37 protein-coding genes and 1 pseudogene are annotated in these 24,140 nt (G+C 68.2%); 4 read left to right on the top strand and 34 right to left on the bottom strand.

The features are described 5' to 3' along the window. From ACWEK3_RS06755 to rpsJ, 29 genes and pseudogenes are all read right to left on the bottom strand, one after another. Window positions 1-120 (bottom strand): annotated as a pseudogene (locus ACWEK3_RS06755) (DNA-directed RNA polymerase subunit alpha); the annotation flags it as partial. Window positions 121-265: 145 nt separating this feature from the next. Beyond that, the gene (gene rpsK, locus ACWEK3_RS06750) at window positions 266-670 is read right to left on the bottom strand and encodes a 30S ribosomal protein S11 (RefSeq protein WP_003956432.1); all 405 of its coding nucleotides are present in this window, start codon (window positions 668-670) and stop codon (window positions 266-268) included. Between the two features lie 69 nt (window positions 671-739). After that, on the bottom strand, window positions 740-1,120 hold the full coding sequence (gene rpsM, locus ACWEK3_RS06745) for a 30S ribosomal protein S13 (protein ID WP_361422432.1): 381 nt from the start codon (window positions 1,118-1,120) through the stop codon (window positions 740-742). Between the two features lie 196 nt (window positions 1,121-1,316). Then, the gene (gene rpmJ / locus ACWEK3_RS06740) at window positions 1,317-1,430 is read right to left on the bottom strand and encodes a 50S ribosomal protein L36 (protein WP_003974245.1); all 114 of its coding nucleotides are present in this window, start codon (window positions 1,428-1,430) and stop codon (window positions 1,317-1,319) included. 65 nt (window positions 1,431-1,495) lie between these two features. Next, entirely contained in the window at window positions 1,496-1,717 is a 222-nt protein-coding gene (gene infA / locus ACWEK3_RS06735; RefSeq protein ID WP_004927214.1) for a translation initiation factor IF-1, read from the bottom strand. A 193-nt stretch (window positions 1,718-1,910) separates the two neighbouring features. Continuing rightward, on the bottom strand, window positions 1,911-2,747 hold the full coding sequence (map, locus tag ACWEK3_RS06730; protein ID WP_453249079.1) for a type I methionyl aminopeptidase: 837 nt from the start codon (window positions 2,745-2,747) through the stop codon (window positions 1,911-1,913). Window positions 2,748-2,954: 207 nt separating this feature from the next. Further along, entirely contained in the window at window positions 2,955-3,605 is a 651-nt protein-coding gene (locus tag ACWEK3_RS06725; RefSeq protein ID WP_225077988.1) for an adenylate kinase, read from the bottom strand. Continuing rightward, on the bottom strand, window positions 3,605-4,918 hold the full coding sequence (gene secY / locus ACWEK3_RS06720) for a preprotein translocase subunit SecY (RefSeq protein ID WP_376545839.1): 1,314 nt from the start codon (window positions 4,916-4,918) through the stop codon (window positions 3,605-3,607). The genes ACWEK3_RS06725 and secY overlap by 1 nt, the downstream gene beginning before the upstream one ends. 168 nt (window positions 4,919-5,086) lie before the next feature. Beyond that, window positions 5,087-5,542, bottom strand: coding sequence for a 50S ribosomal protein L15 (gene rplO, locus ACWEK3_RS06715; RefSeq protein ID WP_361422427.1), 456 nt, complete (start codon window positions 5,540-5,542; stop codon window positions 5,087-5,089). 2 nt (window positions 5,543-5,544) lie between these two features. Beyond that, window positions 5,545-5,727 (bottom strand): 50S ribosomal protein L30, encoded by a 183-nt coding sequence (gene rpmD / locus ACWEK3_RS06710; RefSeq protein ID WP_361422424.1) that lies wholly within the window; start codon window positions 5,725-5,727, stop codon window positions 5,545-5,547. A 2-nt stretch (window positions 5,728-5,729) separates the two neighbouring features. Beyond that, window positions 5,730-6,335, bottom strand: a complete 606-nt coding sequence (rpsE, locus tag ACWEK3_RS06705; protein ID WP_073951481.1) for a 30S ribosomal protein S5 — start codon at window positions 6,333-6,335, stop codon at window positions 5,730-5,732. Window positions 6,336-6,375: 40 nt separating this feature from the next. Further along, window positions 6,376-6,759: a 50S ribosomal protein L18 gene (rplR, locus tag ACWEK3_RS06700; protein WP_450542595.1), complete on the bottom strand. Its 384-nt coding sequence runs from the start codon at window positions 6,757-6,759 to the stop codon at window positions 6,376-6,378. Between the two features lie 3 nt (window positions 6,760-6,762). Further along, entirely contained in the window at window positions 6,763-7,302 is a 540-nt protein-coding gene (rplF, locus tag ACWEK3_RS06695) for a 50S ribosomal protein L6 (protein WP_361422418.1), read from the bottom strand. A gap of 24 nt (window positions 7,303-7,326) precedes the next feature. Further along, window positions 7,327-7,725, bottom strand: a complete 399-nt coding sequence (gene rpsH, locus ACWEK3_RS06690) for a 30S ribosomal protein S8 (RefSeq protein WP_361422415.1) — start codon at window positions 7,723-7,725, stop codon at window positions 7,327-7,329. Window positions 7,726-7,937: 212 nt separating this feature from the next. Next, complete coding sequence (locus ACWEK3_RS06685) at window positions 7,938-8,123, bottom strand: type Z 30S ribosomal protein S14 (protein ID WP_003948630.1); 186 nt, start codon at window positions 8,121-8,123, stop codon at window positions 7,938-7,940. A gap of 5 nt (window positions 8,124-8,128) precedes the next feature. Further along, window positions 8,129-8,686 carry a 50S ribosomal protein L5 gene (rplE, locus tag ACWEK3_RS06680; protein WP_361422412.1) on the bottom strand — a complete coding sequence of 186 codons (558 nt, stop codon included), beginning with the start codon at window positions 8,684-8,686 and terminating at the stop codon, window positions 8,129-8,131. Next, window positions 8,686-9,009, bottom strand: coding sequence for a 50S ribosomal protein L24 (rplX, locus tag ACWEK3_RS06675; RefSeq protein WP_030967306.1), 324 nt, complete (start codon window positions 9,007-9,009; stop codon window positions 8,686-8,688). The genes rplE and rplX overlap by 1 nt, the downstream gene beginning before the upstream one ends. Before the next feature lie 2 nt (window positions 9,010-9,011). Then, window positions 9,012-9,380 carry a 50S ribosomal protein L14 gene (gene rplN, locus ACWEK3_RS06670; RefSeq protein ID WP_003998823.1) on the bottom strand — a complete coding sequence of 123 codons (369 nt, stop codon included), beginning with the start codon at window positions 9,378-9,380 and terminating at the stop codon, window positions 9,012-9,014. A 213-nt stretch (window positions 9,381-9,593) separates the two neighbouring features. Next, window positions 9,594-9,878 (bottom strand): 30S ribosomal protein S17, encoded by a 285-nt coding sequence (gene rpsQ, locus ACWEK3_RS06665; RefSeq protein WP_100569747.1) that lies wholly within the window; start codon window positions 9,876-9,878, stop codon window positions 9,594-9,596. Then, window positions 9,878-10,102 carry a 50S ribosomal protein L29 gene (gene rpmC / locus ACWEK3_RS06660; RefSeq protein WP_018564811.1) on the bottom strand — a complete coding sequence of 75 codons (225 nt, stop codon included), beginning with the start codon at window positions 10,100-10,102 and terminating at the stop codon, window positions 9,878-9,880. Before rpmC ends, rpsQ begins: the two co-directional genes overlap by 1 nt. Beyond that, window positions 10,102-10,521, bottom strand: coding sequence for a 50S ribosomal protein L16 (rplP, locus tag ACWEK3_RS06655; protein WP_009190136.1), 420 nt, complete (start codon window positions 10,519-10,521; stop codon window positions 10,102-10,104). Before rplP ends, rpmC begins: the two co-directional genes overlap by 1 nt. Window positions 10,522-10,526: 5 nt before the next feature. Next, window positions 10,527-11,357: a 30S ribosomal protein S3 gene (gene rpsC, locus ACWEK3_RS06650; RefSeq protein ID WP_100569745.1), complete on the bottom strand. Its 831-nt coding sequence runs from the start codon at window positions 11,355-11,357 to the stop codon at window positions 10,527-10,529. Beyond that, window positions 11,357-11,704: a 50S ribosomal protein L22 gene (gene rplV / locus ACWEK3_RS06645; RefSeq protein ID WP_030936396.1), complete on the bottom strand. Its 348-nt coding sequence runs from the start codon at window positions 11,702-11,704 to the stop codon at window positions 11,357-11,359. Before rplV ends, rpsC begins: the two co-directional genes overlap by 1 nt. 51 nt (window positions 11,705-11,755) lie before the next feature. Continuing rightward, the gene (gene rpsS, locus ACWEK3_RS06640; RefSeq protein ID WP_358733872.1) at window positions 11,756-12,037 is read right to left on the bottom strand and encodes a 30S ribosomal protein S19; all 282 of its coding nucleotides are present in this window, start codon (window positions 12,035-12,037) and stop codon (window positions 11,756-11,758) included. Window positions 12,038-12,049: 12 nt separating this feature from the next. Beyond that, window positions 12,050-12,886: a 50S ribosomal protein L2 gene (rplB, locus tag ACWEK3_RS06635; RefSeq protein WP_361422405.1), complete on the bottom strand. Its 837-nt coding sequence runs from the start codon at window positions 12,884-12,886 to the stop codon at window positions 12,050-12,052. A 51-nt stretch (window positions 12,887-12,937) separates the two neighbouring features. Further along, window positions 12,938-13,357 carry a 50S ribosomal protein L23 gene (gene rplW / locus ACWEK3_RS06630; protein ID WP_361422402.1) on the bottom strand — a complete coding sequence of 140 codons (420 nt, stop codon included), beginning with the start codon at window positions 13,355-13,357 and terminating at the stop codon, window positions 12,938-12,940. Beyond that, a complete protein-coding gene (gene rplD / locus ACWEK3_RS06625) occupies window positions 13,357-14,013 on the bottom strand; it encodes a 50S ribosomal protein L4 (RefSeq protein WP_225077992.1) in 657 nt (218 codons plus the stop codon). Before rplD ends, rplW begins: the two co-directional genes overlap by 1 nt. 8 nt (window positions 14,014-14,021) lie before the next feature. Then, window positions 14,022-14,666, bottom strand: a complete 645-nt coding sequence (gene rplC / locus ACWEK3_RS06620; protein WP_100569740.1) for a 50S ribosomal protein L3 — start codon at window positions 14,664-14,666, stop codon at window positions 14,022-14,024. Between the two features lie 17 nt (window positions 14,667-14,683). Then, the gene (gene rpsJ / locus ACWEK3_RS06615; RefSeq protein ID WP_003948644.1) at window positions 14,684-14,992 is read right to left on the bottom strand and encodes a 30S ribosomal protein S10; all 309 of its coding nucleotides are present in this window, start codon (window positions 14,990-14,992) and stop codon (window positions 14,684-14,686) included. Window positions 14,993-15,385: 393 nt separating this feature from the next. On the opposite strand from rpsJ, the gene ACWEK3_RS06610 reads away from it, so the two are divergent. After that, window positions 15,386-15,724, top strand: coding sequence for a hypothetical protein (locus ACWEK3_RS06610; protein WP_453249078.1), 339 nt, complete (start codon window positions 15,386-15,388; stop codon window positions 15,722-15,724). 4 nt (window positions 15,725-15,728) lie between these two features. Here the strand turns inward: ACWEK3_RS06610 and ACWEK3_RS06605 are convergent, their stop codons facing one another. Together ACWEK3_RS06605 and ACWEK3_RS06600 are read right to left on the bottom strand one after the other, a co-directional pair. Continuing rightward, the gene (locus ACWEK3_RS06605) at window positions 15,729-15,938 is read right to left on the bottom strand and encodes a DUF397 domain-containing protein (protein WP_450542587.1); all 210 of its coding nucleotides are present in this window, start codon (window positions 15,936-15,938) and stop codon (window positions 15,729-15,731) included. Then, window positions 15,935-16,810 carry a helix-turn-helix domain-containing protein gene (locus ACWEK3_RS06600; RefSeq protein WP_390875148.1) on the bottom strand — a complete coding sequence of 292 codons (876 nt, stop codon included), beginning with the start codon at window positions 16,808-16,810 and terminating at the stop codon, window positions 15,935-15,937. Before ACWEK3_RS06600 ends, ACWEK3_RS06605 begins: the two co-directional genes overlap by 4 nt. A gap of 322 nt (window positions 16,811-17,132) precedes the next feature. Here ACWEK3_RS06600 and ACWEK3_RS06595 point away from each other — a divergent pair, with 322 nt between their 5' ends. Further along, complete coding sequence (locus tag ACWEK3_RS06595) at window positions 17,133-17,351, top strand: hypothetical protein (RefSeq protein ID WP_450542585.1); 219 nt, start codon at window positions 17,133-17,135, stop codon at window positions 17,349-17,351. Between the two features lie 99 nt (window positions 17,352-17,450). Here the strand turns inward: ACWEK3_RS06595 and ACWEK3_RS06590 are convergent, their stop codons facing one another. Together ACWEK3_RS06590 and ACWEK3_RS06585 are read right to left on the bottom strand one after the other, a co-directional pair. Then, window positions 17,451-18,809: a pyridoxal phosphate-dependent decarboxylase family protein gene (locus ACWEK3_RS06590; RefSeq protein ID WP_450542583.1), complete on the bottom strand. Its 1,359-nt coding sequence runs from the start codon at window positions 18,807-18,809 to the stop codon at window positions 17,451-17,453. Between the two features lie 117 nt (window positions 18,810-18,926). Continuing rightward, complete coding sequence (locus ACWEK3_RS06585; protein ID WP_450542581.1) at window positions 18,927-19,700, bottom strand: FadR/GntR family transcriptional regulator; 774 nt, start codon at window positions 19,698-19,700, stop codon at window positions 18,927-18,929. 210 nt (window positions 19,701-19,910) lie between these two features. Here ACWEK3_RS06585 and ACWEK3_RS06580 point away from each other — a divergent pair, with 210 nt between their 5' ends. Further along, entirely contained in the window at window positions 19,911-21,272 is a 1,362-nt protein-coding gene (locus ACWEK3_RS06580; RefSeq protein WP_450542579.1) for an MFS transporter, read from the top strand. After that, window positions 21,272-22,627: a M20 family metallopeptidase gene (locus tag ACWEK3_RS06575; RefSeq protein ID WP_453249077.1), complete on the top strand. Its 1,356-nt coding sequence runs from the start codon at window positions 21,272-21,274 to the stop codon at window positions 22,625-22,627. Before ACWEK3_RS06580 ends, ACWEK3_RS06575 begins: the two co-directional genes overlap by 1 nt. 114 nt (window positions 22,628-22,741) lie before the next feature. Here the strand turns inward: ACWEK3_RS06575 and gdhA are convergent, their stop codons facing one another. After that, window positions 22,742-24,100: an NADP-specific glutamate dehydrogenase gene (gene gdhA, locus ACWEK3_RS06570; RefSeq protein WP_453249076.1), complete on the bottom strand. Its 1,359-nt coding sequence runs from the start codon at window positions 24,098-24,100 to the stop codon at window positions 22,742-22,744. Between the last annotated feature and the right edge of the window lie 40 nt (window positions 24,101-24,140).

Here is a 24,140-nt window from a genome sequence, read left to right as displayed (position 1 = left end):
GCGGCGGAGCGAGTTGCCGAGGGTGTAGCCGAAGCCCGGCTCCAGCGGCTCGATCACGAACCGGGAACGGAACTCGTCGACGACCTCTTCGGTCAACGAGGGTCGCTGAGCGATCAGCATGTGTGGATCAGATCCTTCAGTCGTGGGCGCCCGCTATTTGACGCCCGACCGGGCCGCACCGAAAAGGTGCGGGTACTGCAAGGGTACGGGCGGCACGACCCATAAGGGCCGTACCGCCCGGAAACCGGCGCGAAGCAGCCGTGCGTCAGACGCGGCGGCGCTTCGGCGGGCGGCAGCCGTTGTGCGGGGTCGGGGTGACGTCCTGGATGGAGCCGACCTCGAGACCGGTGGCCTGCAGGGAGCGGATCGCGGTCTCACGGCCGGAGCCCGGACCCTTGACGAACACGTCGACCTTGCGCATGCCGTGCTCCTGGGCGCGGCGGGCAGCCGACTCGGCGGCCATCTGCGCGGCGAACGGCGTGGACTTCCGGGAGCCCTTGAAGCCGACGTGGCCGGCGGAGGCCCAGGAGATCACGTTGCCGGACGGATCGGTGATCGAAACGATGGTGTTGTTGAACGTGCTCTTGATGTGCGCGTGGCCGTGAGCGACGTTCTTCTTTTCCTTGCGGCGCACCTTCTTGGCAGCGCCCTGACGTCCCTTGGGGGGCATGTCGAAAACTCCTACGGGAGGTGGTCGGTCCTACAGCGAAGACCGCTGGACGGCGAGTGTCGCTGCGGACTACTTCTTGCCCGGCTTCTTCTTGCCGGCGATGGCGCGACGCGGGCCCTTGCGGGTGCGGGCGTTGGTGCTGGTGCGCTGACCGCGGACGGGCAGGCCGCGGCGGTGACGCAGACCCTGGTAGCAGCCGATCTCGACCTTGCGGCGGATGTCGGCCTGGATCTCGCGACGGAGGTCACCCTCGGTCTTGATGTTGTTGTCGACGTACTCGCGGATCGCGACGAGCTGCTCCTCGGAGAGGTCGCGAACGCGGGTGTTCGGGTCGATCTCGGTGGCGGCCAGCGTCTGCTGGGCGAGGGTCCGGCCGATGCCGAACACGTAGGTGAGGGCGACCTCCACGCGCTTTTCGCGCGGGATGTCAACACCGGAAACGCGTGCCATTCAATGGCTCCAGTTGATCTTCGGAGGTCTTCCGCAGGACCGACCCCCGGCCGCCGTACCAGGTACGAACCGGGTCCCCGGCCTCCGAACCGGGGGTGTCGAGCCGCGAGCGGCTCGGGTCCTGCGTATGAACATATTCAGCTCGCGTCGCGCGAATCTCTGCGATGAGAGTGCAGAGGGTGCGGTCGGAAGTGCGTCAGCCCTGGCGCTGCTTGTGGCGCGGGTTGTCGCAGATGACCATGACCCTGCCGTGACGGCGGATCACCCTGCACTTGTCGCAGATCTTCTTGACGCTCGGCTTGACCTTCATGGGATGTGAGGTTCTCCGGGTCAGTTGCCGGCGGCCCCCCGCGGAACGCGGGGCCTGGGCAAGATCTACTTGTACCGGTAGACGATCCGGCCACGCGTCAGGTCGTACGGAGAAAGCTCCACCACGACCCGGTCGTCAGGGAGGATGCGGATGTAGTGCATGCGCATCTTGCCGCTGATGTGTGCCAGGACCTGGTGGCCGTTCTGGAGCTCGACCCTGAACATGGCGTTCGGCAGAGACTCGACGACAGTGCCCTCGATCTCGATGGCACCTTGCTTCTTGGCCACGCTTCGCCCTTCGAATCGACTACCTTGATCGACTCCATGTCCCGCATGCGGACATGCGAATACATGAGAGCCGACGAGTCAGTCTACGTCAGCCCTCTGCGAAAGACGAATCGAGAAAGTCTGCCCCAGCTCCGAGATCATCATGCGGCCGGGTCCGACCCGGACCGGCGGCCGTAAGGCGGACGGTGCCTTTTCAGGCCAGCGGGTCCGGCGCGGCCGTGATGCCGTACTCGGCCAGCTTCGCCCTGCCGCCGTCCGGGGCCGTCAGGACCAGGGGGCCCTGCTCGGTCAGGGCCACCGAGTGCTCCCAGTGGGAGGACCAGGTGCCGTCCGTGGTGATGACCGTCCAGTCGTCCTCGAGGACGTGGGTCTTGGGGGTGCCCAGGGAGACCATGGGCTCGATGGCCAGGCAGAAGCCGGGGACCAGCTTCGGGCCCTTGCCGCGCCGCCTGTCGACGTAGTTCAGCAGGTGCGGGTCCATGTGCATCTCGGTGCCGATGCCGTGGCCGCCGTAGTCCTCGATGATCCCGTAGCGGCCGCCGCCCGGCTTCGGCTGGCGGCGGACGTACGTCTCGACGGCCCGGGAGATGTCGACCAGCCGGTTGCCCTGCTTCATGGCGGCGATGCCGGCCCACATCGACTCCTCGGTCACCCGGGAGAGCTCGATCAGCTCCGGGGAGTGCCCGGAGCCGACGAACGCGGTGAACGCCGCGTCGCCGTGCCAGCCGTCGATGATCGCGCCGCAGTCGATGGAGATGACGTCCCCGTCCTTGAGGACGACGTCGTCGGAGGGGATGCCGTGGACGACGACCTCGTTCACGGAGGTGCAGATCGTCGCGGGGAAGCCGCCGTAGCCGAGGAAGTTCGGCTTGGCGTTGTGCTCGGCGAGCACCTTGCGGGCCACCTGGTCCAGGTCCTTGGTGGTCGCCCCGGGCACGGCCGCCTCCCGGGTGGCCGCGTGGATGGCGGCGACGACCAGTCCCGCCGCACGCATCTTGGCGATCTGCTCGGGGGACTTGATCTGCACCATGGGGGCTACGGCCTTTCTGGGACCGGAAGGAAGACGGACGCCTTCAACAATACGGGGAAGCAGAACCGGGCCCGTCCGGCGTCCGGGGACGAGGCCGTTCAGGCCGATGCGGGGGTCCGGGGAGCGTGGCCCCCGGGGACGGCCGCACCGGCGCCGTGCACACGTCGGCCGCGGCCCCCAGGGGGAACCGCGGCCGACCAAGCGCGGCTAGTCGCGCTTCAGCGCCTCCAGTGCGCGCTGCGTGATCTCGTCCACCGGACCGAGCGAGGAGATCGTCACGACCAGGCCCTGCGCCCGGTAGTAGTCGATGATCGGCTCGGTCTGCGTGTGGTAGACCTCCAGCCGCTTGCGCACGGTCTCCTCGGAGTCGTCGTCCCGCTGGTACAGCTCACCGCCGCAGACGTCGCAGACGCCCTCCTTCTTCGGCGGGCTGTACGTCTCGTGGAAGACGTGCGCCGAGTCGTTGCGGCAGGTGCGGCGACCCGCGATGCGCTTGACGACCTCGTCCTCGGGGACCTCGAGATCGAGGACCGCGTCCAGCTTCATGCCCTCGCCCTGGAGCAGCTTGTCCAGCGCCTCGGCCTGCGAGACATTGCGCGGGAAACCGTCCAGCAGGAAACCGCCCTCGGCGTCGGGCTGCTCCATGCGGTCCTTGGCCATCGCGATGGTGACCTCGTCGGGTACCAGGTTTCCGGCGTCCATGTAGGACTTCGCGAGCTTGCCGAGCTCCGTCTGCCGACTGATGTTGGCGCGGAACAGGTCACCGGTGGAGATGTGCGGAATGCTCAGCTTCCCGGCCAGGCGCGTGGCCTGTGTTCCTTTGCCGGCACCCGGCGGTCCGACGAGGACGATTCGCATCAGCGGAGGAACCCTTCGTAATTGCGCTGCTGGAGCTGGCTCTCGATCTGCTTCACCGTCTCGAGCCCGACACCCACGATGATGAGGATGCTGGTCCCGCCGAAGGGGAAGTTCTGGTTCGCCCCGAAGCCGACCAACGCCATTGTCGGTACGAGAGCGATCAGGCCCAGATACAGCGAACCCGGCCAGGTGATCCGGTTGAGCACGTACGAAAGGTACTCAGCGGTCGGCCGGCCAGCCCGGATGCCCGGGATGAAGCCACCATACTTCTTCATGTTGTCGGCGACTTCTTCGGGGTTGAAGGAGATCGCCACATAGAAGAACGCGAAGAACACGATCAGCAGGAAGTACATGGTGATGTAGATCGGGTGATCGCCCTTGGTCAGGTTCTGCTGGACCCAGGTCTTCCATCCGGAGTTGCCCCCGGAGAACTGCGCGATGAGTGCCGGAATGTAGAGCAGCGAAGAAGCGAAGATGACGGGGATCACACCCGCCTGGTTGACCTTCAGCGGGATGTACGTCGACGTACCGCCGTAGGAACGGCGGCCGATCATGCGCTTGGCGTACTGCACCGGAATTCGGCGCTGGGCCTGTTCGACGAAGACGACCAGGCCGACCATGACCAGGCCGACGAGGATGACGGTGCCGAATTCGATCCAGCCCTCGGCGAGCTTGCCCTGCTTCTTGATGGCCCACAGAGCGGACGGGAAAGTGGCGGCGATCGAGATGAACATCAGGATCGACATGCCGTTGCCGATACCGCGGTCGGTGATGAGCTCACCGAGCCACATGACCGTGGCCGTACCGGCGGTCATGACGATCACCATGACGATCGTGTTGAAGATCGCCTGGTTCGGGACGATGTTCCCGGCCTGCGAGCACCCGGAGAACAGAGCGCCGCTGCGGGCGGTGGCCACCAGGCCCGTGCCCTGGAGGATGGCCAGCGCCACCGTCAGGTAACGGGTGTACTGGGTGATCTTCGCGGTGCCGCTCTGGCCCTCCTTCTTGAGGGCCTCCAACCGCGGGATCACCACGGTCAGCAGCTGAAGGATGATGCTCGCCGTGATGTACGGCATGATGCCCAGGGCAAAGATCGTGATCTGCAGCAGCGCACCGCCGCTGAACATGTTCACCAGGCCGAAGAGACCCTGGTTGCCCGAGGCCTCGCTGACACACTGCTGAACGGCCTTGTAGTTGACACCCGGGATCGGGATGTGGGTACCGACGCGGTACACCACGATGATGCCGAGCGTGAAGAGCAGCTTCTTGCGCAGGTCGGGCGTCCTGAACGCCCGGGCGAAGCCGGTGAGCACGGTGCCTCCTGCGACCCCGCGCAAGTGCGTCAGGGTGACGGTGGTGAGGTTCGACGACAAATAACGGTGCAGGCCACCTTACCGGCGATACTGCCTCCCGTGGAACGACCAACCGGGGATACCTCATTGTGAGGTACCCCCGGTCGGGACCGCTTTACGTCATCGGGCTCAGACGAGCTCGGTGACAGAACCGCCGGCGGCGGTGATCTTCTCCTTGGCGGAGCCGGAGACGGCGTCCACCGTCACCTGCAGCGCCACGGAGACCTCGCCCTGGCCGAGGACCTTGACCAGGCTGTTCTTGCGAACGGCACCCTTGGCCACCAGGTCCTCGACCGTGACCTCGCCACCCTCGGGGTAGAGCGCGGCCAGCTTGTCGAGGTTCACGACCTGGAACTCGGTCTTGAACGGGTTCTTGAAGCCCTTCAGCTTCGGGAGGCGCATGTGCAGCGGCATCTGGCCGCCCTCGAAGCGCTCCGGAACCTGGTAGCGGGCCTTGGTGCCCTTGGTACCACGACCGGCCGTCTTACCCTTGGACGCCTCACCACGACCGACACGGGTCTTGGCGGTCTTGGCGCCCGGGGCGGGACGGAGGTTGTGGATCTTCAGCGGGTTCTGCTCCGCCATGATCAGTCGACCTCCTCGACCGTCACGAGGTGGCGGACGGTGTGCACCATGCCGCGGAACTCGGGGCGGTCCTCCTTGACGACCACGTCGCCGAGCTTCTTCAGCCCGAGCGAACGCAGGGTGTCGCGGTGGTTCTGCTTGCTGCCGATGTAGGACTTGACCTGCGTGATCTTGAGCTGCGCCACGATTACGCACCCGCCCCGGCACGCGCACGGAGCAGGGCCGCGGGGGCCACGTCCTCCAGCGGCAGACCACGGCGGGCCGCGATCGCCTCGGGACGCTGCAGGCCCTTGAGGGCCTCCACCGTCGCGTGCACGATGTTGATCTGGTTGTCGGAGCCGAGCGACTTCGACAGCACGTCGTGGATACCGGCGCACTCGAGCACGGCACGCACCGGACCACCGGCGATAACGCCGGTACCCGGGGAAGCGGGCTTGAGCAGCACGACGCCGGCAGCCTTCTCACCCTGGATCGGGTGCGGGATGGTGCCCTGGATCCGGGGAACCTTGAAGAAGTGCTTCTTGGCCTCCTCAACGCCCTTGGCGATGGCGGCCGGCACCTCCTTGGCCTTGCCGTATCCGACACCCACGGTGCCGTCACCGTCGCCCACCACGACCAGCGCGGTGAAGCTGAAGCGACGACCACCCTTCACAACCTTGGCGACGCGGTTGATCGCGACGACGCGCTCAACGTACGCGGTCTTCTCGGCGGCAGCTGCGCCGCCGTCACGGCCCTTCCGGTCCCGCCGCTCGCCGCCACCGGCACCGCCACCGCGGCGCTGGGGTCCAGCCATTGGAATTACCTCTCTCTGTTTCCGCTAGCTCGGAACCGGCTCAGAACTTCAGGCCGGCTTCGCGGGCGGCGTCCGCCAGGGCGGCGATGCGCCCGGCGTACTGGTTGCCACCACGGTCGAACACGACGGTCTCGACACCGGCGGCCTTGGCACGCTCGGCGACCAGGGCGCCGACCTGCTTGGCCTGCGCCGACTTGTCGCTTTCGCCACCGCGGATCGAGTTGTCCAGCGTGGACGCCGATGCCAGGGTGTGGCCCTTCAGGTCGTCGATCACCTGCGCCACGATGTGGCGGTTCGAGCGGGTCACGACCAGACGGGGACGCTCCGCCGTACCGGAGATCCGCTTGCGGATCCGGATGTGGCGGCGCTTGATCGCGGCGCGCTTGTAGGCGTCGCCCTTGAGGATCTTCTGCCCGTATGCCATGGCTTACTTACCCGCCTTTCCGACCTTGCGGCGGATGACTTCGCCCTCGTACTTGACGCCCTTGGCCTTGTACGGGTCGGGCTTGCGCAGCTTGCGGATGTTGGCCGCAACCTCGCCGACCTTCTGCTTGTCGATGCCCTCGACCGAGAAGCGGGTCGGGGCCTCCACCTTGAAGGTGATGCCCTCGGGCGCCTCGATGGTGATCGGGTGGCTGTAGCCGAGTGCGAACTCCAGGTTCGGACCCTTGGCCGTCACGCGGTAACCGACACCGCTGATCTCGAGCTTCTTCACGTAACCCTGGGTCACGCCGGTGATCATGTTCGCCACCAGCGTGCGGGACAGGCCGTGCAGGGCCTTGTTCTGACGCTCGTCGTTGGGGCGGGTCACCTGCAGGGTGCCGTCCTCGCCCTTGGCGATGTCGATCGGCGCCACGACGGTGTGGGTCAGCGAGCCCTTGGGGCCCTTGACCGAGACCGTACGGCCGTCGATGGTGACGTCCACGCCGGCGGGAACCGCGATGGGGAGCTTGCCGATGCGCGACATAGCTGTTTCCTCCGTTCCCTTCCGCTACCAGACGTAGGCGAGGACTTCCCCACCCACGCCCTTCTTGCCGGCCTGCTTGTCGGTGAGGAGCCCGTAGGACGTGGAGATGATCGCCACGCCGAGGCCGCCGAGCACCTTCGGCAGGTTGGTGGACTTCGCGTACACCCGGAGACCGGGCTTGGAGATCCGCTTGATGCCCGCGATGGAGCGCTCACGGTTGGGGCCGAACTTCAGCTCCAGGACGAGGTTCTTGCCGACCTCGGCGTCCTCGATCTTCCAGCCCGTGATGAAGCCCTCCTGCTGGAGGATCTCCGCGATGTGCGACTTGATCTTCGAGTGCGGCATCGACACGCTGTCGTGGTATGCCGAGTTCGCGTTCCGCAGACGCGTGAGCATGTCTGCGATCGGATCAGTCATGGTCATGAATTGGCCTTCGGCCTCTCTCGCCGGGGTTTCCTGGTGCGCCATCCCTCTCCCCGATCCGAGACGGGACGGGTGCGGCGCGGTGGACCTACGGCGTAGTAAGTCGTAAGGGCGCGGCAGGCGCCCAACCCCACAAGCCTAAGGCATGTGAGGTGGGCCTCCTGCCGACCCCAGTTGCTTACCGAGAGTCCTGCTTCAACCCAAGTGGGCTGTTACCAGGAGCTCTTGGTCACGCCCGGCAGCTCGCCACGGTGAGCCATCTCACGAAGGCACACGCGGCACAGGCCGAACTTGCGGTACACGGAGTGCGGACGGCCACAGCGCTGGCAGCGGGTGTAGCCGCGCACACCGAACTTGGGCTTGCGAGCAGCCTTAGCGATCAGAGCCTTCTTCGCCATCTCGCTCACGCCTCCTTGAACGGGAAGCCGAGGTGACGAAGGAGCGCGCGGCCCTCAGCGTCGTTGGTCGCCGTGGTGACCACGGTGATGTCCATGCCCCGGGTACGGTCGATCTTGTCCTGGTCGATCTCGTGGAACATGACCTGCTCGGTGAGACCGAAGGTGTAGTTGCCACGGCCGTCGAACTGCTTGGGGGACAGGCCGCGGAAGTCGCGGATGCGCGGCAGCGCGAGCGACAGGGTGCGGTCCAGGAACTCCCACATGCGGTCGCCACGGAGCGTGACGTGGGCACCGATCGGCTGGCCCTCACGCAGCTTGAACTGCGCGATGGACTTGCGGGCCTTGGTGACCTGCGGCTTCTGGCCGGTGATCGTGGTGAGGTCGCGGATCGCGCCCTCGATCAGCTTCGAGTCACGGGCGGCGTCGCCGACACCCATGTTGACCACGATCTTGACGAGACCGGGAATCTGCATGACGTTCTCGTACTTGAACTCGTCACGCATCTTGACCGCGATCTCCTCGCGGTACTTCTGCTTCAGACGCGGAGTGGTGGTGGTAGCCATCAGATGTCCTCACCCGTCCGCTTGGCAACGCGGATCTTGTTGCCTTCGTCGTCGAAGCGGTAACCGACACGCGTGACGACCTTGTTGCCGTCCTTCTCAACGACCAGCTGGACGTTGGAGACGTGGACGGGCGCCTCGGTCGTGACGATGCCGCCGGCCTGCGAACCGCGAGCGGTCGGGCCGGCCTTGGTGTGCTTCTTGACCCGGTTGACACCCTCGACCAGGACCCGGTCCTCGCGGGGGTAGGCCGCGATGACCTTGCCCTGCTTGCCCTTGTCCTTACCGGTGATGACCTGGACCAGGTCGCCCTTCTTGATCTTCATGCTTACAGCACCTCCGGCGCGAGCGAGATGATCTTCATGAACTTCTTCTCGCGCAGCTCACGGCCGACCGGGCCGAAGATGCGGGTGCCGCGAGGGTCGCCGTCGTTCTTCAGAATGACGGCGGCGTTCTCGTCGAAGCGGATGTACGAGCCGTCCGGACGGCGGCGCTCCTTGACGGTGCGAACGATGACCGCCTTGACGACGTCACCCTTCTTCACGTTGCCACCGGGGATCGCGTCCTTGACGGTGGCGACGATGACGTCACCGATGCCCGCGTAGCGGCGACCGGAGCCACCGAGCACACGGATGCAAAGGATCTCCTTCGCACCAGTGTTGTCGGCGACACGCAGTCGCGACTCCTGCTGGATCACGTCTATCTCCTGATTGTCTGCCGGTTCCCGGCGAGGTCCGTAAGTGACTTACGGACCTCGCCGAGCCTGGCGGAACCGTCCTGCGGGCAGCTCCCGCAGGAAATTACTGGTGCCTCGGAAGGCGGGAACCCGCGCCGGGGACTTCGCCGGATCCGGGCCGTGGCCCAGGGCGGAGACCCCAGCGGGGGTCAGCGGGGGCGGTGCCCCCGCTTCTTACTTCGCCTTCTCGAGGATCTCGACGACGCGCCAGCGCTTCGTCGCGGACAGCGGCCGGGTCTCCATCAGGAGGACGCGGTCGCCGACACCCGCGGCGTTCTGCTCGTCGTGCGCCTTGAGCTTCTCGGTACGGCGGATGACCTTGCCGTACAGCGCGTGCTTGACACGGTCCTCGACGGCGACGACGACGGTCTTGTCCATCTTGTCGCTGACGACGAGACCCTCACGGGTCTTGCGGAAGCCGCGCGCCTCTGCGTTCTCAGTCACGTTCTTCTCGCTCATCAGGCGTTCTCCACCGTTTCGATGCCCAGCTCACGCTCGCGCATCAGGGTGTAGATCCGCGCGATGTCCTTGCGGACCGCCTTGAGACGGCCGTGGTTCTCGAGCTGCCCGGTCGCCGCCTGGAAACGGAGGTTGAACAGCTCTTCCTTGGCCTCGCGGAGCTTGCCCAGAAGCTCCTCGTTGCCCAGCTCGCGCAGCTCGGACGCCTTGGTACCGGCCGACATCACGCTTCACCTGCCTCGCGCTTGACGATCCGGCACTTCATCGGCAGCTTGTGGGCCGCACGGGTCAGCGCCTCACGGGCGATCTTCTCGTTCGGGTAGGACAGCTCGAACATCACCCGACCGGGCTTGACGTTCGCGATCCACCACTCCGGCGAACCCTTACCGGAACCCATGCGGGTCTCGGCGGGCTTCTTGGTCAGCGGACGGTCCGGGTAGATGTTGATCCAGACCTTGCCGCCACGCTTGATGTGGCGGGTCATCGCGATACGAGCCGCCTCGATCTGGCGGTTCGTCACGTAGGCCGGGGTCAGCGCCTGGATGCCGTACTCGCCGAACGCAACCTGCGTTCCACCCTTGGACATACCGTTGCGCTTCGGGTGGTGCTGCTTGCGGTGCTTGACCCTACGGGGGATCAGCATGTCGGTCAGGCCTCCGTTCCGGTGCTCTCAGCCGGAGCGGCAGCGGCCGGAGCGTCGGCCTTGGGGGCCTCGGCGGCCGGAGCCGACTGCTGCTGCGGCTTGCGACCGCGCCGCTCGCCACCGCGGCCACCACGGGCCGGGCGGTCGGCGCCACCACGGGCCGGGCGGTTGCCCGCACGGGCGGCGGCGTTCTCGGCGCGGACCTCGGCGATGTTCTTGACGTCGCCCTTGTAGATCCAGACCTTCACACCGATGCGGCCGAAGGTCGTCTTGGCCTCGAAGAAGCCGTAGTCCACGTTCGCGCGGAGCGTGTGCAGGGGCACACGGCCCTCGCGGTAGAACTCCGAGCGGGACATCTCGGCGCCGCCGAGGCGGCCACCGCACTGGATCTTGATGCCCTTGGCGCCGGCCTTCATCGCCGACTGCATGCTCTTGCGCATGGCACGGCGGAAGGAGACGCGGGAGGAGAGCTGCTCGGCAACGGCCTGGGCCACCAGCTGAGCGTCCGTCTCGGGGTTCTTGACCTCGAGGATGTTCAGCTGGACCTGCTTGCCCGTGAGCTTCTCGAGGTCGCCGCGGATGCGGTCGGCCTCGGCGCCACGGCGGCCGATGACGATGCCCGGACGCGCGGTGTGGATGTCCACGCGGACACGGTCACGGGTGCGCTCGATCTCGACCTTGGAGATGCCGGCGCGCTCCATGCCGGACGTCATCATCCGACGGATGGCGACGTCTTCCTTGACGTAGTCCTTGTACAGCTTGTCGGCGTACCAACGCGACTTGAAGTCGGTCGTGACACCGAGCCGGAACCCGTGCGGGTTTACCTTCTGGCCCATTACCGGGTTCCTTCCTTGCTGCTGACGACCACGGTGATGTGGCTGGTCCGCTTGCGGATCCGGTAGGCACGGCCCTGGGCACGCGGACGGAACCGCTTCAGGGTCGGACCCTCGTCGACGTACGCCTCGGCGATGTAGAGGCTGTCGACGTCGGTGTGGTCGTAGTTGTGCGCGGCGTTGGCGATGGCGCTGTCCAGCACCTTGCCGACCGGCACGCTCGCGGCCTGCGGGGCGAAACGCAGGACCGCCTGAGCCTCCGTGGCATCCATGCCACGGATGAGGTCCACCACACGGCGGGCCTTCATGGGCGTGACGCGGATGTACCGCGCCTGGGCCCTGGCTTCCATGGTTGTCCCTTCAGTGTTTGACACGTTCGTCATGGTCTTTCACCCCGCTGACTAGCGGCGCTTCGACTTCCGATCGTCCTTGACGTGACCCCGGAAGGTGCGCGTCGGCGAGAACTCGCCGAGCTTGTGGCCGACCATCGACTCGGTGACGAACACCGGGATGTGGGTCTTGCCGTTGTGCACCGCGATCGTGTGGCCGAGCATGGCCGGGACGATCATCGAGCGGCGGGACCAGGTCTTGATGACGTTCTTGGTGCCGGCTTCGTTCTGCGAGTCCACCTTCTTGCTCAGGTGGTCGTCGACGAAGGGCCCCTTCTTCAAGCTACGCGGCATCTCAACCCGTCCTTAGCGCTTCTTGTTCGTCTTGCGGCGGCGGACGATGTACTTGTTCGACGCCTTCTTGGGCGAACGAGTACGGCCTTCCTTCTTGCCCCACGGGGACACCGGGTGGCGGCCACCGGAGGTCCGGCCCTCACCACCACCGTGCGGGTGGTCCACCGGGTTCATGACCACACCACGGACGGTCGGGCGGACGCCCAGCCACCGCTTGCGGCCTGCCTTGCCCCAGTTGATGTTGCTCTGCTCGGCGTTGCCGACCTCGCCGACCGTGGCGCGGCAGCGCTGGTCGACCAGGCGGATCTCACCGGAGGGCATGCGGAGGTGGGCCATCGAGCCCTCCTTCGCGAGCAGCTGCACGGAGGCACCGGCGGAGCGGGCGAACTTGGCGCCGCCACCGGGACGGAGCTCGATCGCGTGGATCGTGGTACCGACCGGGATGTTGCGCAGCGCCAGGTTGTTGCCCGGCTTGATGTCGGCCCCGGGGCCGTTCTCGACGCGGTCGCCCTGCTGCAGGTTGCGCGGCGCGAGGATGTAGCGCTTCTCGCCGTCGGCGTAGTGCAGCAGCGCGATACGCGCGGTGCGGTTGGGGTCGTACTCGATGTGCGCGACCTTCGCCGGCACGCCGTCCTTGTCGTGACGACGGAAGTCGATCACACGGAAGGCGCGCTTGTGTCCGCCACCCTGGTGGCGAACGGTCACACGACCGGAATTGTTACGGCCGCCCTTGCTGTGCAGGGGACGGACCAGCGACTTCTCCGGCGTGGACCGCGTGACCTCGACGAAGTCGGCGACGCTGGCGCCACGACGGCCAGGAGTCGTCGGCTTGTACTTGCGGATACCCATTGTCTCTCAGTCCTCGGAAGATTCCGATTATCTGGACGTTCCGGACCGCCGTCAGGCGGTCGGACCGCCGAAGATGTCGATACGGTCGCCCTCGGCAAGGGTCACGATCGCCCGCTTGGTGGCAGCGCGCTGACCGAAACCGGTCTTGGTCCGCTTGCGCTTGCCCTGGCGGTTGATCGTGTTGACCCCGGTGACCTTGACCTCGAAGACCGCCTGCACGGCCTGCTTGATCTGGGTCTTGTTGGCGCTCGTGTCGACGATGAACGTGTACTTGTTCTCGTCGAGGAGCGCGTAGCTCTTCTCCGAGACGACCGGCTTGATCAGGACGTCACGGGGGTCCGTGTACGACTTGCTCAGCGGGGTCTCGACGGTGTTCTTGCCCTCGGTGGCGTGGCGACGCGCCTTGGCGACGCGCGCGGCCTTGGCGGCCTTGGCGGCCTTCGAGGCGATAGCGGGGTGACGGATAGCCATCAGACCTCGCTCCCTTCGGTGTCGTTGGCCTGCGGGCCGGCGACGAAGGACTCGAAAGCGGCCTTGGTGAAGACCACGTCGTCCGAGACGAGAACGTCGTACGTGTTCAGCTGGCCCGGCTCCAGGATGTGGACCTGGGGCAGGTTGCGGGCGGACAGCCACGCGGCCTCGTCGGCGCGGTCGACGACCAGGAGCAGGTTCTTGCGCTCCGAGATCTTGCCGAACAGCGTCCGGGCGGCCTTGGTGGAGGCGGTCTCACCCTCGACCACGCCGGAGACGACGTGGATGCGGTTGTGGCGGGCCCGGTCGGTGAGGGCGTGGCGCAGGGCCGCGGCCTTCATCTTCTTCGGGGTCCGCTGGGAGTAGTCACGCGGCTGCGGGCCGTGGACGACGCCACCACCGGCGAACTGCGGCGCGCGGGTCGAACCCTGACGGGCGCGACCGGTGCCCTTCTGGCGGTACGGCTTCTTGCCACCGCCGCGGACCTCGCCACGGGTCTTGGTCTTGTGCGTGCCCTGACGGGCCGCGGCCAGCTGCGCGACGACGACCTGGTGGATCAGCGGGACGCTGACCTTCTCAACGCCGAAGATCTCCGCGGGGAGCTCGACGGTACCGGCCTTCTCGCCCGCCGGCGAAAGGATGTCAACAGTGCTCATCGGTTACCTCAGGCCCCCTTGGCCGCGGTGCGGACCAGGACGAGGCCGCCGTTCGGACCGGGAACCGCGCCCTTGATGAGCAGCAGACCCTTCTCCGCGTCAACGGCGTGGACGGTCAGGTTCTGGGTGGTGACCCGCTCGTTGCCCATGCGACCCGCCATGCGGAGGCCCTTGAACACACGGCCCGGGGTGGCGCAGCCACCGATGGAACCAGGGGAGCGGTGCTTGCGCTGGGTGCCGTGCCCGGCGCCGAGGCCACGGAAGTTGTGGCGCTTCATGACACCGGCGAAGCCCTTGCCCTTGCTCTTGCCGGTGACGTCGACCTTCACGCCGGCCTCGAACACCTCAGCGGTGATCTGCTGGCCGAGGGTGTACTCGGCGGCGTCCGCGGTGCGGATCTCGACGAGGTGGCGACGGGGGGTGACGTCGGCCTTCGCGAAGTGGCCCTTGAGGGGCTTGTTCACCTTGCGCGGGTCGATCTCGCCGAAGGCGATCTGGACCGACTCGTAGCCGTCGACGTCGTTCGTACGAACCTGGGTGACGACGTTGGGGCCGGCCTTGACGACGGTCACCGGGACGACACGGTTGTTCTCGTCCCAGACCTGCGTCATGCCGAGCTTCTCGCCCAGGATGCCCTTGATCTGCTTGGTCATCTCTCAGATCACCGGCCTCAGAGCTTGATCTCGATGTCGACACCGGCCGGGAGGTCGAGTCGCATCAGAGAGTCAACGGTCTTGGGGGTCGGGTCGAGGATGTCGATCAGGCGCTTGTGCGTGCGCATCTCGAAGTGCTCGCGCGAGTCCTTGTACTTGTGCGGCGACTTGATGACGCAGTACACGTTCTTCTCAGTGGGCAGCGGCACCGGGCCCGCGACCGACGCACCAGTACGGGTCACCGTCTCGACGATCTTCTTCGCCGAGGAGTCGATGACCTCGTGGTCGTAGGCCTTGAGCCGGATGCGGATCTTCTGTCCCGCCATGGCTACTCCGTAGTCCTGTCTCTCTTTACGCTCCGGAACCCGGTGTCCCCTCGACCCTCTCCGACCCACGCGGTCGGGCGTGTCGCGCTCCCGCTGACATGGATGCCCCTTGTTCGAACATCCTTCGGGATTGCACACGGCCCTACCGGTACCGCGAGCCGGGGGCGAAGGCCCACCGGGTGCCTGGTCGGTGTCGCACCCACACTTCCCGGAAGATTCCCGTACGTCCGCCCCAGCGCTGCCGTGAGGCAGTTAGGGCGACGAGTACCGTGGGACTCGCTTCCGGTCCTCCCGGCGGGAGGCGCGCGGCATCAACGCTCGACCGAGCAACTCGGACAGTCTGCCACAGTGGGCGGCAGCCTGGCCAATCGAGCCGGGGATATTACCCCGGGGGTGACGCACGTCAAACCAGGGGCCGCCCAGCCAGGGTCGGGGATCGGCTTGGTGCTGGTCGCGATGGTGATGTGGGACGTCCTCGCGGTCCTGATGCTCTCCTCGTACGGCCCCGACGCCTCCTCCTGGGACTCCGCCGCCGAGCCGCGCTGCAAGGGGCCGCCGCTCGCCCCCTTCCAGCGGGACAGCTCCGTCTGCCACAGCGAACTGCGCCAGTGGCCGGCCCTCCTCGGCCTCCTGGCCCTGGCGGTCATCCCGACGATCATCGCAGCGGCGGTCGCCGTCTACGCCAAGCTCCTGTCCCGCATGGCCACGGCGCTCGGCGGGGCGCACCGTTGAGGCGTCAGCTTTCCACCGTGTACGTCACGAAGTCCGACCAAGCGCCGGGCGTGACCGCGAGGCGGGGACCTTCGACGTTCTTGGAGTCGCGGACATGCACGGTGCCGGGGGTGAGGGCAAGCTCAACGCAGGAGTTGCCGTCGTTGCCGCCGCTGTAGCTGCTCTTGAACCACGCCAGCTCGGAGGCGTCCCCGGCGGTGGTCTTGCGGATCATGTTTCTCCCAGCAGTTGCTCGATGAAGGCCAGCGACTCCCCTGGTGAGAGCGCCTGAGCCCGGATGGTGCCATACCGCAGCTCAAGGATGCGCAGGTGTTTGGGTTCGGAGATCGGCCGACCGTTGAACGCGCCGTCGGAGCGGCCCACCGCCGTGCCGTCCGGGAACTTCAGCAGTTCGATTCGGCCGTCCAGGCCGGAGTGAGTGTCGCAGTTCATCGGCATCACCTGAAGCACGACGTTATGCAACCGCCCCACCTCCAGCAGACGTTCGAACTGCTGACGCCAAGCCATTGTGCCCCCGATGGGACGCCGCAGGACCCCCTCTTCCAGGACGAAGCTGAGCGCCGGAGCGGGTGAGCGTTCGAAGACCGACTGCCGGGCCAGACGAGCGGCCACCATGCGTTCCACATCGTCCGGCGAGTACGGCGGCTGTGCCGCTCCGATCACGGCTCGTGCGTGCTCTGGCGTCTGCAACAACCCAGGGATGATGTGGCACTCATACAGGGCGATCTCGACCGCCTTGGCCTCCAGCTTGCCCAGCTCCCGAACCTTCCTCGGGTACCGGACCTTCTTCACGTCCTCCCACGTCGCCGAGATGAGCCCGCCGGCCCTCAACACCTCGTCGGCCGTGTTCAGGTAGTCCTGCCGAGGGATCCGCTTCCCGCCCTCGATCTTGTAGACCATGTCCTCGCCGTAGCCCACGGCCTTGCCGAACTCAGCCGCCCGCATCCCGACCGCTTCGCGTCGCAGCTTCAACTGCCGCCCCACCGTAGTGATCACGGCCACGCCCCACTCGTCGTCGGGGTCCACCTCCCACCCCGGCTCGTCCGCCTCTTCCCTGAGCCGTACCGCCTCGCCGTCCACCGACATCGCGCCCCTCCGTCGCACCGCGCCGCACCTCGGCGCCCTACCCGCAGGAACCGCGCGTACAGCCAAGACAGCACCGGACAATCTCCGGACAGTGACCGTACGCAACCGCTCCGCCACTCGTCACGGGAGGCATATCCGGCCACCCTGAGTGACGTGAATCAGGAAATCGCCGAGCCCGAGACCACGGCCGAACTGGCCTCCCAGCTCCCCGACGTCACCGTGTTGCTGTCTTCCACCACCGCGAGGCGCCCGCCTCGCCCACCTGCTCGCCGAGGCGCAACCGCGCCGTTGAGGGCTGCCGACGGAGACGGCGAGCCACATCGTGGCCGAGCCGGCGGCCAACGCCGCGACGCACGGGCGCGTACCGAGCCGCGACTTCCGCCTGACGCTCTACGCGATCGGCGGCACCCTCCGGATCGAGGTCACCGACACGCGCAGTGAACGGCTCCCCGAGGTCCAGATCACGTTGGAAGGCATCCGCTCGGCGAACGACTCCCTGCTGACAGCCCAGGAGCGACCGGGGGTGCAGGGCGGAACGTGACCGGCCACTGCTGCCGAGCGTGTTCCCCTGCTCAGGCAGGTGGCCGCGTCTCCGACCGCCTCGGGCGGGGCCGGCAGTGGGCCCGGTCTGCCGTCGTCGTCAGTTGGCGGAGTCGGTCATGGTGGCGAGGATCTCGCGGACCGCGTCGAGGGTGATGTCGGGGTGGAGGAAGGCGAAGCGGGCCACCGTCTCGCCTTCCCAGACGGTGGGCGTCACGAAGGCGATCTGGCGTTCCAGCAGCTCCTTCGACCAGGCGTAGTAGTCGTCCTGGGTCCAGCCGGTGCGGCGGAACAGGACGACGGAGAGCTCGGGGTCGCGGATCAGTTCGAGGCCGTCGGCGGCCCGTATCAGGACGGCCGACTCCAGGGCGATGCGGCGGGTCGCGTCGACGGCGTCGCGGTAGGCGTCGGTGCCGTTGACGGCCAGGGAGAACCACAGTGGCAGGCCGCGGGGACGCCGGGTGAGGTGGTAGGCGTAGTCGCTGGGGTTCCACTCCTGCGGGGCGTCGGTGTGGATGCAGTCCAGGTAGGAGGCGTCCTGGGTATGCACGGCGCGGGCCAGGGTGGGGTCTCTGTAGAGGAGGGCGCCGCAGTCGAAGGGCGCGTACATCCACTTGTGCGGGTCGATGACCAGGGAGTCGGCGTTCTCGATGCCGGCGAACTTCTCGCGGAGCTCCTGGGAGAACAGCGCGCCGCCACCGTAGGCCGCGTCGATGTGGAACCAGAGGCCGTACTCACGGGCGACCTCGGCGATGCCGGTGAGGTCGTCGATGATGCCGGCGTTGGTAGTGCCGGCCGTGGCGACGACGGCGATGACGTCCTCGGGGGCAGGGTCGGCGGCGAGAGCGGCGCGCACGGCCTCTCCGGTGAGGCGGTGACCGTCGACCGGGACGACCAGGGCCTCCACGCCGATGATGCGCAGGGTGTTGCCGATCGAGGAGTGTGCCTGGGAGCTGACCGCGATCCGGGGGCGGGCCACCGGGTCGCCGGCGGCGGTGCGGGCGGTGTCGCGGGCGACGACGAGGCCGGAGAGGTTGCCCGCCGAGCCGCCGCTCACGAAGCAGCCGCCCGCCTGGGCGGGCAGGCCGGCGAGGTCGGCGAGCAGCCGGAGCACCTGGTTCTCGGCGGCGATGGCGCCCGAGGCCTCGAGCCAGGACACGCCGTGCAGGGAGGAGGCCGAAAGCACCATGTCGAACAGCGCGGCGGCCTTGGTGGGGGCGCCGGGGATGAAGGAGAGGAAGCGCGGGCTGTCACAGGAGACCACGGTGGGCTCGATGTGCTCGGCGTACAGGCGCAGCACGTCGTCGGCGGCCACGGGGCCGCTGCCGATGGCCTCCTTGAGGGCGGTCTCGAGTTCCGCGGCATCGCCGAGTCTGCCCAGCGGCACCGGGTCGAGGGCCAGGCGGTGCTGGACGTGGTCGATGACCACCTTGGTGAGCGCTTCGTCATGGCTGTGCACGGTGCCTCCGAGGGAACGCCAACAGTAATGGATCCCATCGGATCCATTACTGAAGCTAAGCCCGCACCGCACTCCGGGTCAACACGCGCTCAGCCGTCCGCCCGGTCGGCCGTCCGGTCAGCCGTCGCCCTCTTCGTAGTGCGTCAGGAGGGCCAGGAACTGGTCGCGGGAGTCCGCCAGATGCTCGCGCATACGGGCCTCGGCCGCCTCGGCGTCGCCGGCCAGGATCGCCAGTGCGATGGCACGGTGCTCGTCCCGGAAGACCTTGGCCAGGTCCTGGCCGCCCCGGTAGACCACGGACCAGTCCGAGTCCAGCCACAGCGAATTGGCCCGGACGAACATCTCCGTGCGGGCCCGCTCGACCGCCTCGCACAGCACCTCGTTGCCCCCGGCGGCGGCGATGGCCAGGTGGAAGCGCGAGTCGACGCGGTGATAGGCCCCGAGGTCGGCGACCTCCTCGTCGAGCATCCGCACCAGCGCGCGACGGTCGGCGGTGGAGCCTCGCAGCGCGGCGAACGAGGCCGCGGCCGGCTCGATCGTCTGCCGGTACTCCATGTAGTCACGGATGGTCGCGCGGAAGTCCGCGGCGACAGCCGCCCGCTCCTGGACGGCGCCGGACGACGAGGCGGGTCGCACTCTGGTGCCACCGGAGCGTCCGTGGGTGGTGACCACCAGACCCTCTTCGGCAAGCTGCCGCACGGCCTGGCGCACGGTGTTGCGCCCGACGCCGAGGGCGGTGGCGAGGTCGCGTTCGGTGGGCATCCTGCTGCCGGGTTCGAAGCCGCCGAGCGCGATGCGCTTGCGCAGGATGTCGGTGACCACCTCCCAGGACGGAGGCCGCTGGGTCTGCTCGGCGAGCACCGGCTGCCCCGCCCGGGTCTCCTTGGCCATCGCGCCAACTCCGTCCTCGGGTAAATCCCCGTTCAAAGAAATGGAATCGACTCAGACCCTATTGACACTCCCTCGGCGGCGACAATAGCGTCCCGGGCCATGGGTTCGGACGGACCCATTGGCGGGTGCACCCTCCCACCCAGCCGGGCGTCGCTCGTACCCCCTCCCCGCGTCGGACGGGCCGCCCCCTTCCCGCAAAGGAGCCGGTCCATGAGCACAGCCCTCCGCAGACCACCCGGGACCGACGGTCCCAGCAAGCGTCGCAGCCCGCTGCGGATCGCCACCGCCACCCTCATCGGCACCAGCGTGGAGTGGTACGACTTCGGCATCTACAGCACGGCGGCGGCCCTGGTCTTCCCCAAGCTGTTCTTCCCCGAGATGAACCACGCACTGGCCGTGCTCAGCTCGTTCGCCACCCTGGCCGTCGGCTCCCTGGGACGGCCGCTCGGCGCGATCCTCTTCGGTCACATCGGCGACCGCCACGGGCGCAAGAAGGCACTGATCGGCTCCCTGCTGCTGATGGGCGTCTCCACCTTCCTCATCGGTCTGCTCCCCGGCTACGCCTCCGCCGGCGCCCTCGCCCCCGCGCTGCTGCTGGTCGTCCGCATCCTGCAGTCACTGGCGGTCGGCGGCGAGTGGGGCGGCGCCGTGCTGTACGCGGTCGAGAGCGCACCGCCCAGGCGCCGGGCCCTCTACGGCTCCTTCCCGCAGATCGGCGACGGTGTCGGCTTCTTCCTCGCCACCGGCGTCTTCGCGCTGGCCTCCCTGCCGGGCCATGACGCGCTCATCAGCTGGACCTGGCGAATCCCATTCCTCCTCTCCAGCCTGCTGGTGATCACCGGGCTGCTGATCCGCAGCCAGCTGGAGGAGTCCCCGGAGTTCGGCGAGGCGCAGAAGCGCGCCGACCAGGAGAAGGAGGCCGCCCGGCAGATCCCGCTGGTCGGCGTGATCCGCACCGCGTGGCGCCCCTGGCTCCTGGCCTCCGGAGCCTTCCTGGTCACCGTCGGCGGCTACTACGTCATCGTCACCTTCATGTCCGTCTACGCCCTCGACCACCTGCACTTCAGCGAGGCGCAGGTCTCCACCGCCGGGATCTTCTGCTCGCTCGTGGTGATCGTCTTCACGCCGGTCTCGGCGATGCTGGCGGACCGGTTCGGGGTCCGCCGGCTCACCCTGATCGGACTCCTCTCGCACCTGCTGGTGGCGTTCCCGATGTTCTGGCTCGCCGACATCGGCACCATCCCGGGCCTCTGGGCGGGCATGGGTCTGGCCATGCTGGCCAGCACCGTGGCCTACGCCACCATCGGCACCATGATCACCACGTGGTTCGCGCCCCGGATCCGCTACACCGGGCTCTCCCTCAGCTACCAGCTCGCCGGGCTGGTCGGCGGCGGCACCACCCCGGCCCTCGCCCAGTGGCTGGCCGGCCCCTCCGGCACCAACTGGACGCCGGTGGCCCTGCTCTTCCTCGGCATGGCGGTGGTCAGCGTGGTCTGCGTCCTGCTGCACCGGGCGCCCGAGGAGTCCGAGGGCGCCGAGCTCACCGCCACATCCACCCTGATGGAGGCCTGATGTCAGCGACAGCCGTCGGCCCAGCGGCGAGTACCGCGGGCCGCGCGCACCTGGAGGAACTGGCCCGCAAGGCCGCTCGCGCGGCCGAGCAGGCCGCCGCGTGGGAGTCCCCGTACACCGGTGCCGACGAGAAGCTGCACGCCCGGATCGACGCCGCCGTCGCCGAGGACCGGGAGGCCCTGCTCGCCCTGAGCCACGCCCTGCACCAGGACCCGGAGCCCGGCTTCGAGGAGCACCGCGCCGTGGCGCGCGTCGCCGAACTGCTGCGTTCGCACGGCATCGAGGCCGAGACCGGGGTGTACGGTCTGCCCACCGCGCTGCGCGCCACCGCGGGCACCGGGCAGGGGCCCACAGTGGCGGTGCTGGCGGAGTACGACGCCCTGCCTGGCATCGGGCACGCCTGCGGCCACAACGTCATCTGCGCGTCCGGCGTCGGCGCCTTCCTGGCGCTGGCCCGAGTGATGCCCGCGCTCGGCGGCACAGCGGTGCTGCTGGGCACCCCCGCGGAGGAGAACGGTACCGGCAAGGAGACCATGGCCCGCGCCGGGGCGTTCGACGGAGTGGACGCCGCGGTCATGATCCACCCGTTCGCCGGCGGCGACCTGACGGACGCGCCCTACCTGGGCCTGCGGGAGGTCGTCGTCGAGTACCGGGGGCTTGCCGCGCACGCCTCCGCCACACCGTTCATGGGCGTCAACGCGCTGGACGGGGTGGTCGCCGCGTACCAGGGGATCGCCGCGCTGCGGCAGCACATCCTGCCCACCGACCGGATCCACGGCGTGATCACGGACGGCGGGACCCGCCCCAACGTGGTGCCCGACCGGGCCGCCGCGCACTTCTATCTGCGGGCCGGCACCGTAGAGGCGCTCGCGGAGCTCTCCGAACGGGCCCAGCGGGTCTTCGAGGGCGCCGCCACGATGACCGGGACCGAGCTCACCGTCCGCTGGGACGACTGCCCGCCCTGCATGCCGGTGCGCAGCAACGAGGCCCTGGCCGCCCACTTCGCCCTGCACCTCACCGGGCGGGGCCGCACCGCCCTGCCCGGCAGCGCCGCGCCGGACGCCGGGTCCGGCTCCACCGACCTCGGCAACGTCAGCGTACGGATCCCGGCCATCCACCCGATGCTGTCGGTGGCACCGGCCGGAACCGCCCTGCACACGGCGGACTTCGCCGCGTGCACAGCGGGTGCCGAGGCCGACCGCACGGTGCTGGACGGGGCCGCCGCCCTCGCCCGCACCGCCGCGGACTTCCTGGCCGACCCCGAACTGCGCGCCGAGGTGGCCCGCGAGTTCACCGTGGCAGGCGGCGCACTCGACGTCGAGCGACTGCTGGGCACACCGGGGACCACCCGCTGACCGCCGGGTCCGGATGAAACCGGCCCCGGCACACTCGCGGCGGCTCCACGTTCACACCGCCACCCGCGATCGTCCGTCGGCACACCGGACGATCGCGGGCCGGGGGGAACGCCGTCAGATGACGCCCTGGGCGAGCATCGCGTCGGCCACCCGCTCGAAGCCGGCGATGTTCGCGCCCGTCACGTAGTCGCCGGGGGCGCCGTAGCGTTCGGCGGTCTCGTGGCAGGTGGTGTGGATGTCGCTCATGATGAGTGCCAGCTCCCGCTCCACCTGGGTGGCCGTCCACGCCGTACGGGAGTGGTTCTGCGCCATCTCCAGGGCGCTGACCGCGACCCCGCCCGCGTTCGCCGCCTTGCCGGGGCCGAAGGCCACCCCGGCCTGCTGGAACAGGTGCACGGCCTCGGGCGTCGCCGGCATGTTCGCACCCTCGGACACGGCCTTCACCCCGTTGCGGATGAGTGTCTCCGCGTCCTTCTCGTCCAGTTCGTTCTGCGTCGCCGAGGGCAGCGCGACGTCGCCCGGGACCTCCCAGACCCGCCCGCCGGGCACGAACCGCGCGGAGGTGCCCCGCCGCTCGGCGTACTCGCTGATCCGGCCGCGCTCGACCTCCTTGATCTGCTTCAGCAGCTCCACGTCGACGCCCTTGTCGTCGATCACGTACCCGCTGGAGTCCGAGCAGGTCAGCGCGTTCGCACCGAGGGCGGTCAGCTTCTCGATGGTGTAGATCGCGACGTTCCCGGAGCCGGAGACGACCGCGGTCTGGCCCTCCAGTTCCTCGCCGCGCTCGCGCAGCATCGCCTCGGCGAAGAGCACGTTGCCGTACCCGGTGGCCTCGGGCCGGATCAGCGAGCCGCCCCAGTTCGCGCCCTTGCCGGTGAGCACACCGGCCTCCCAGCGGTTGGTGATCCGCCGGTACTGGCCGAACAGATAGCCGATCTCACGGGTGCCGACGCCGATGTCACCGGCCGGCACGTCGGTGTGCTCGCCGATGTGCCGGTGCAGCTCCGTCATGAACGACTGGCAGAACCGCATGACCTCGGCGTCGCTCCGCCCGTGCGGGTCGAAGTCGCTGCCGCCCTTGCCGCCACCGATGCCGAGCCCGGTCAGCGCGTTCTTGAAGATCTGCTCGAAGCCGAGGAACTTGATGACGCCCAGATCGACGGAGGGGTGGAAGCGCAGACCGCCCTTGTACGGGCCCAGCGCGCTGTTGAACTCCACCCGGAAACCACGGTTGACGTGCACCCGGCAGTGGTCGTCCTGCCACGGCACCCGGAAGATGATCTGCCGCTCCGGCTCGCACAACCGCTCCACGAGCCCCGCCTCCGCGTACTCCGGCCGAGCCGCGATCACCGGCGCCAGTGTCTCCAGTACCTCGTGAGCGGCCTGGTGGAACTCGGGCTGGGCCGGATTACGGCGCTCGATCTCGGCGAGCAGGGAGGTGAGCTGGGTCTTGGTGTCGGGTCGGGTCGTCACAGGGTCCCCTTCTGGCACGGCTACTACCGGCGTCGAAGCC

This window comes from Streptomyces sp. NPDC004721 (assembly GCF_053601495.1).
This window is presented reverse-complemented; position numbering and strand designations above follow the sequence as displayed.

Excerpts from the sequence above, each read along its gene's own strand:
- rpsK (WP_003956432.1), bottom strand. The coding sequence starts at position 670 with ATGCCCCCCAAGGGACGTCAGGGCGCTGCCAAGAAGGTGCGCCGCAAG.
- rpsM (WP_361422432.1), bottom strand. The coding sequence starts at position 1,120 with ATGGCACGCGTTTCCGGTGTTGACATCCCGCGCGAAAAGCGCGTGGAG.
- rpmJ (WP_003974245.1), bottom strand. The coding sequence starts at position 1,430 with ATGAAGGTCAAGCCGAGCGTCAAGAAGATCTGCGACAAGTGCAGGGTG.
- map (WP_453249079.1), bottom strand. The coding sequence starts at position 2,747 with ATGGTGCAGATCAAGTCCCCCGAGCAGATCGCCAAGATGCGTGCGGCG.
- ACWEK3_RS06725 (WP_225077988.1), bottom strand. The coding sequence starts at position 3,605 with ATGCGAATCGTCCTCGTCGGACCGCCGGGTGCCGGCAAAGGAACACAG.
- rplO (WP_361422427.1), bottom strand. The coding sequence starts at position 5,542 with ATGGCGGAGCAGAACCCGCTGAAGATCCACAACCTCCGTCCCGCCCCG.
- rpsE (WP_073951481.1), bottom strand. The coding sequence starts at position 6,335 with ATGGCTGGACCCCAGCGCCGCGGTGGCGGTGCCGGTGGCGGCGAGCGG.
- rplR (WP_450542595.1), bottom strand. The coding sequence starts at position 6,759 with ATGGCATACGGGCAGAAGATCCTCAAGGGCGACGCCTACAAGCGCGCC.
- rplF (WP_361422418.1), bottom strand. The coding sequence starts at position 7,302 with ATGTCGCGCATCGGCAAGCTCCCCATCGCGGTTCCCGCCGGCGTGGAC.
- rpsH (WP_361422415.1), bottom strand. The coding sequence starts at position 7,725 with ATGACCATGACTGATCCGATCGCAGACATGCTCACGCGTCTGCGGAAC.
- ACWEK3_RS06685 (WP_003948630.1), bottom strand. The coding sequence starts at position 8,123 with ATGGCGAAGAAGGCTCTGATCGCTAAGGCTGCTCGCAAGCCCAAGTTC.
- rplE (WP_361422412.1), bottom strand. The coding sequence starts at position 8,686 with ATGGCTACCACCACCACTCCGCGTCTGAAGCAGAAGTACCGCGAGGAG.
- rplX (WP_030967306.1), bottom strand. The coding sequence starts at position 9,009 with ATGAAGATCAAGAAGGGCGACCTGGTCCAGGTCATCACCGGTAAGGAC.
- rpsQ (WP_100569747.1), bottom strand. The coding sequence starts at position 9,878 with ATGAGCGAGAAGAACGTGACTGAGAACGCAGAGGCGCGCGGCTTCCGC.
- rpmC (WP_018564811.1), bottom strand. The coding sequence starts at position 10,102 with ATGTCGGCCGGTACCAAGGCGTCCGAGCTGCGCGAGCTGGGCAACGAG.
- rplP (WP_009190136.1), bottom strand. The coding sequence starts at position 10,521 with ATGCTGATCCCCCGTAGGGTCAAGCACCGCAAGCAGCACCACCCGAAG.
- rpsC (WP_100569745.1), bottom strand. The coding sequence starts at position 11,357 with ATGGGCCAGAAGGTAAACCCGCACGGGTTCCGGCTCGGTGTCACGACC.
- rplV (WP_030936396.1), bottom strand. The coding sequence starts at position 11,704 with ATGGAAGCCAGGGCCCAGGCGCGGTACATCCGCGTCACGCCCATGAAG.
- rpsS (WP_358733872.1), bottom strand. The coding sequence starts at position 12,037 with ATGCCGCGTAGCTTGAAGAAGGGGCCCTTCGTCGACGACCACCTGAGC.
- rplB (WP_361422405.1), bottom strand. The coding sequence starts at position 12,886 with ATGGGTATCCGCAAGTACAAGCCGACGACTCCTGGCCGTCGTGGCGCC.
- rplW (WP_361422402.1), bottom strand. The coding sequence starts at position 13,357 with ATGGCTATCCGTCACCCCGCTATCGCCTCGAAGGCCGCCAAGGCCGCC.
- rplD (WP_225077992.1), bottom strand. The coding sequence starts at position 14,013 with ATGAGCACTGTTGACATCCTTTCGCCGGCGGGCGAGAAGGCCGGTACC.
- rplC (WP_100569740.1), bottom strand. The coding sequence starts at position 14,666 with ATGACCAAGCAGATCAAGGGCATCCTGGGCGAGAAGCTCGGCATGACG.
- rpsJ (WP_003948644.1), bottom strand. The coding sequence starts at position 14,992 with ATGGCGGGACAGAAGATCCGCATCCGGCTCAAGGCCTACGACCACGAG.
- ACWEK3_RS06605 (WP_450542587.1), bottom strand. The coding sequence starts at position 15,938 with ATGATCCGCAAGACCACCGCCGGGGACGCCTCCGAGCTGGCGTGGTTC.
- ACWEK3_RS06600 (WP_390875148.1), bottom strand. The coding sequence starts at position 16,810 with ATGTCGGTGGACGGCGAGGCGGTACGGCTCAGGGAAGAGGCGGACGAG.
- ACWEK3_RS06585 (WP_450542581.1), bottom strand. The coding sequence starts at position 19,700 with ATGGCCAAGGAGACCCGGGCGGGGCAGCCGGTGCTCGCCGAGCAGACC.
- ACWEK3_RS06580 (WP_450542579.1), top strand. The coding sequence starts at position 19,911 with ATGAGCACAGCCCTCCGCAGACCACCCGGGACCGACGGTCCCAGCAAG.
- ACWEK3_RS06575 (WP_453249077.1), top strand. The coding sequence starts at position 21,272 with ATGTCAGCGACAGCCGTCGGCCCAGCGGCGAGTACCGCGGGCCGCGCG.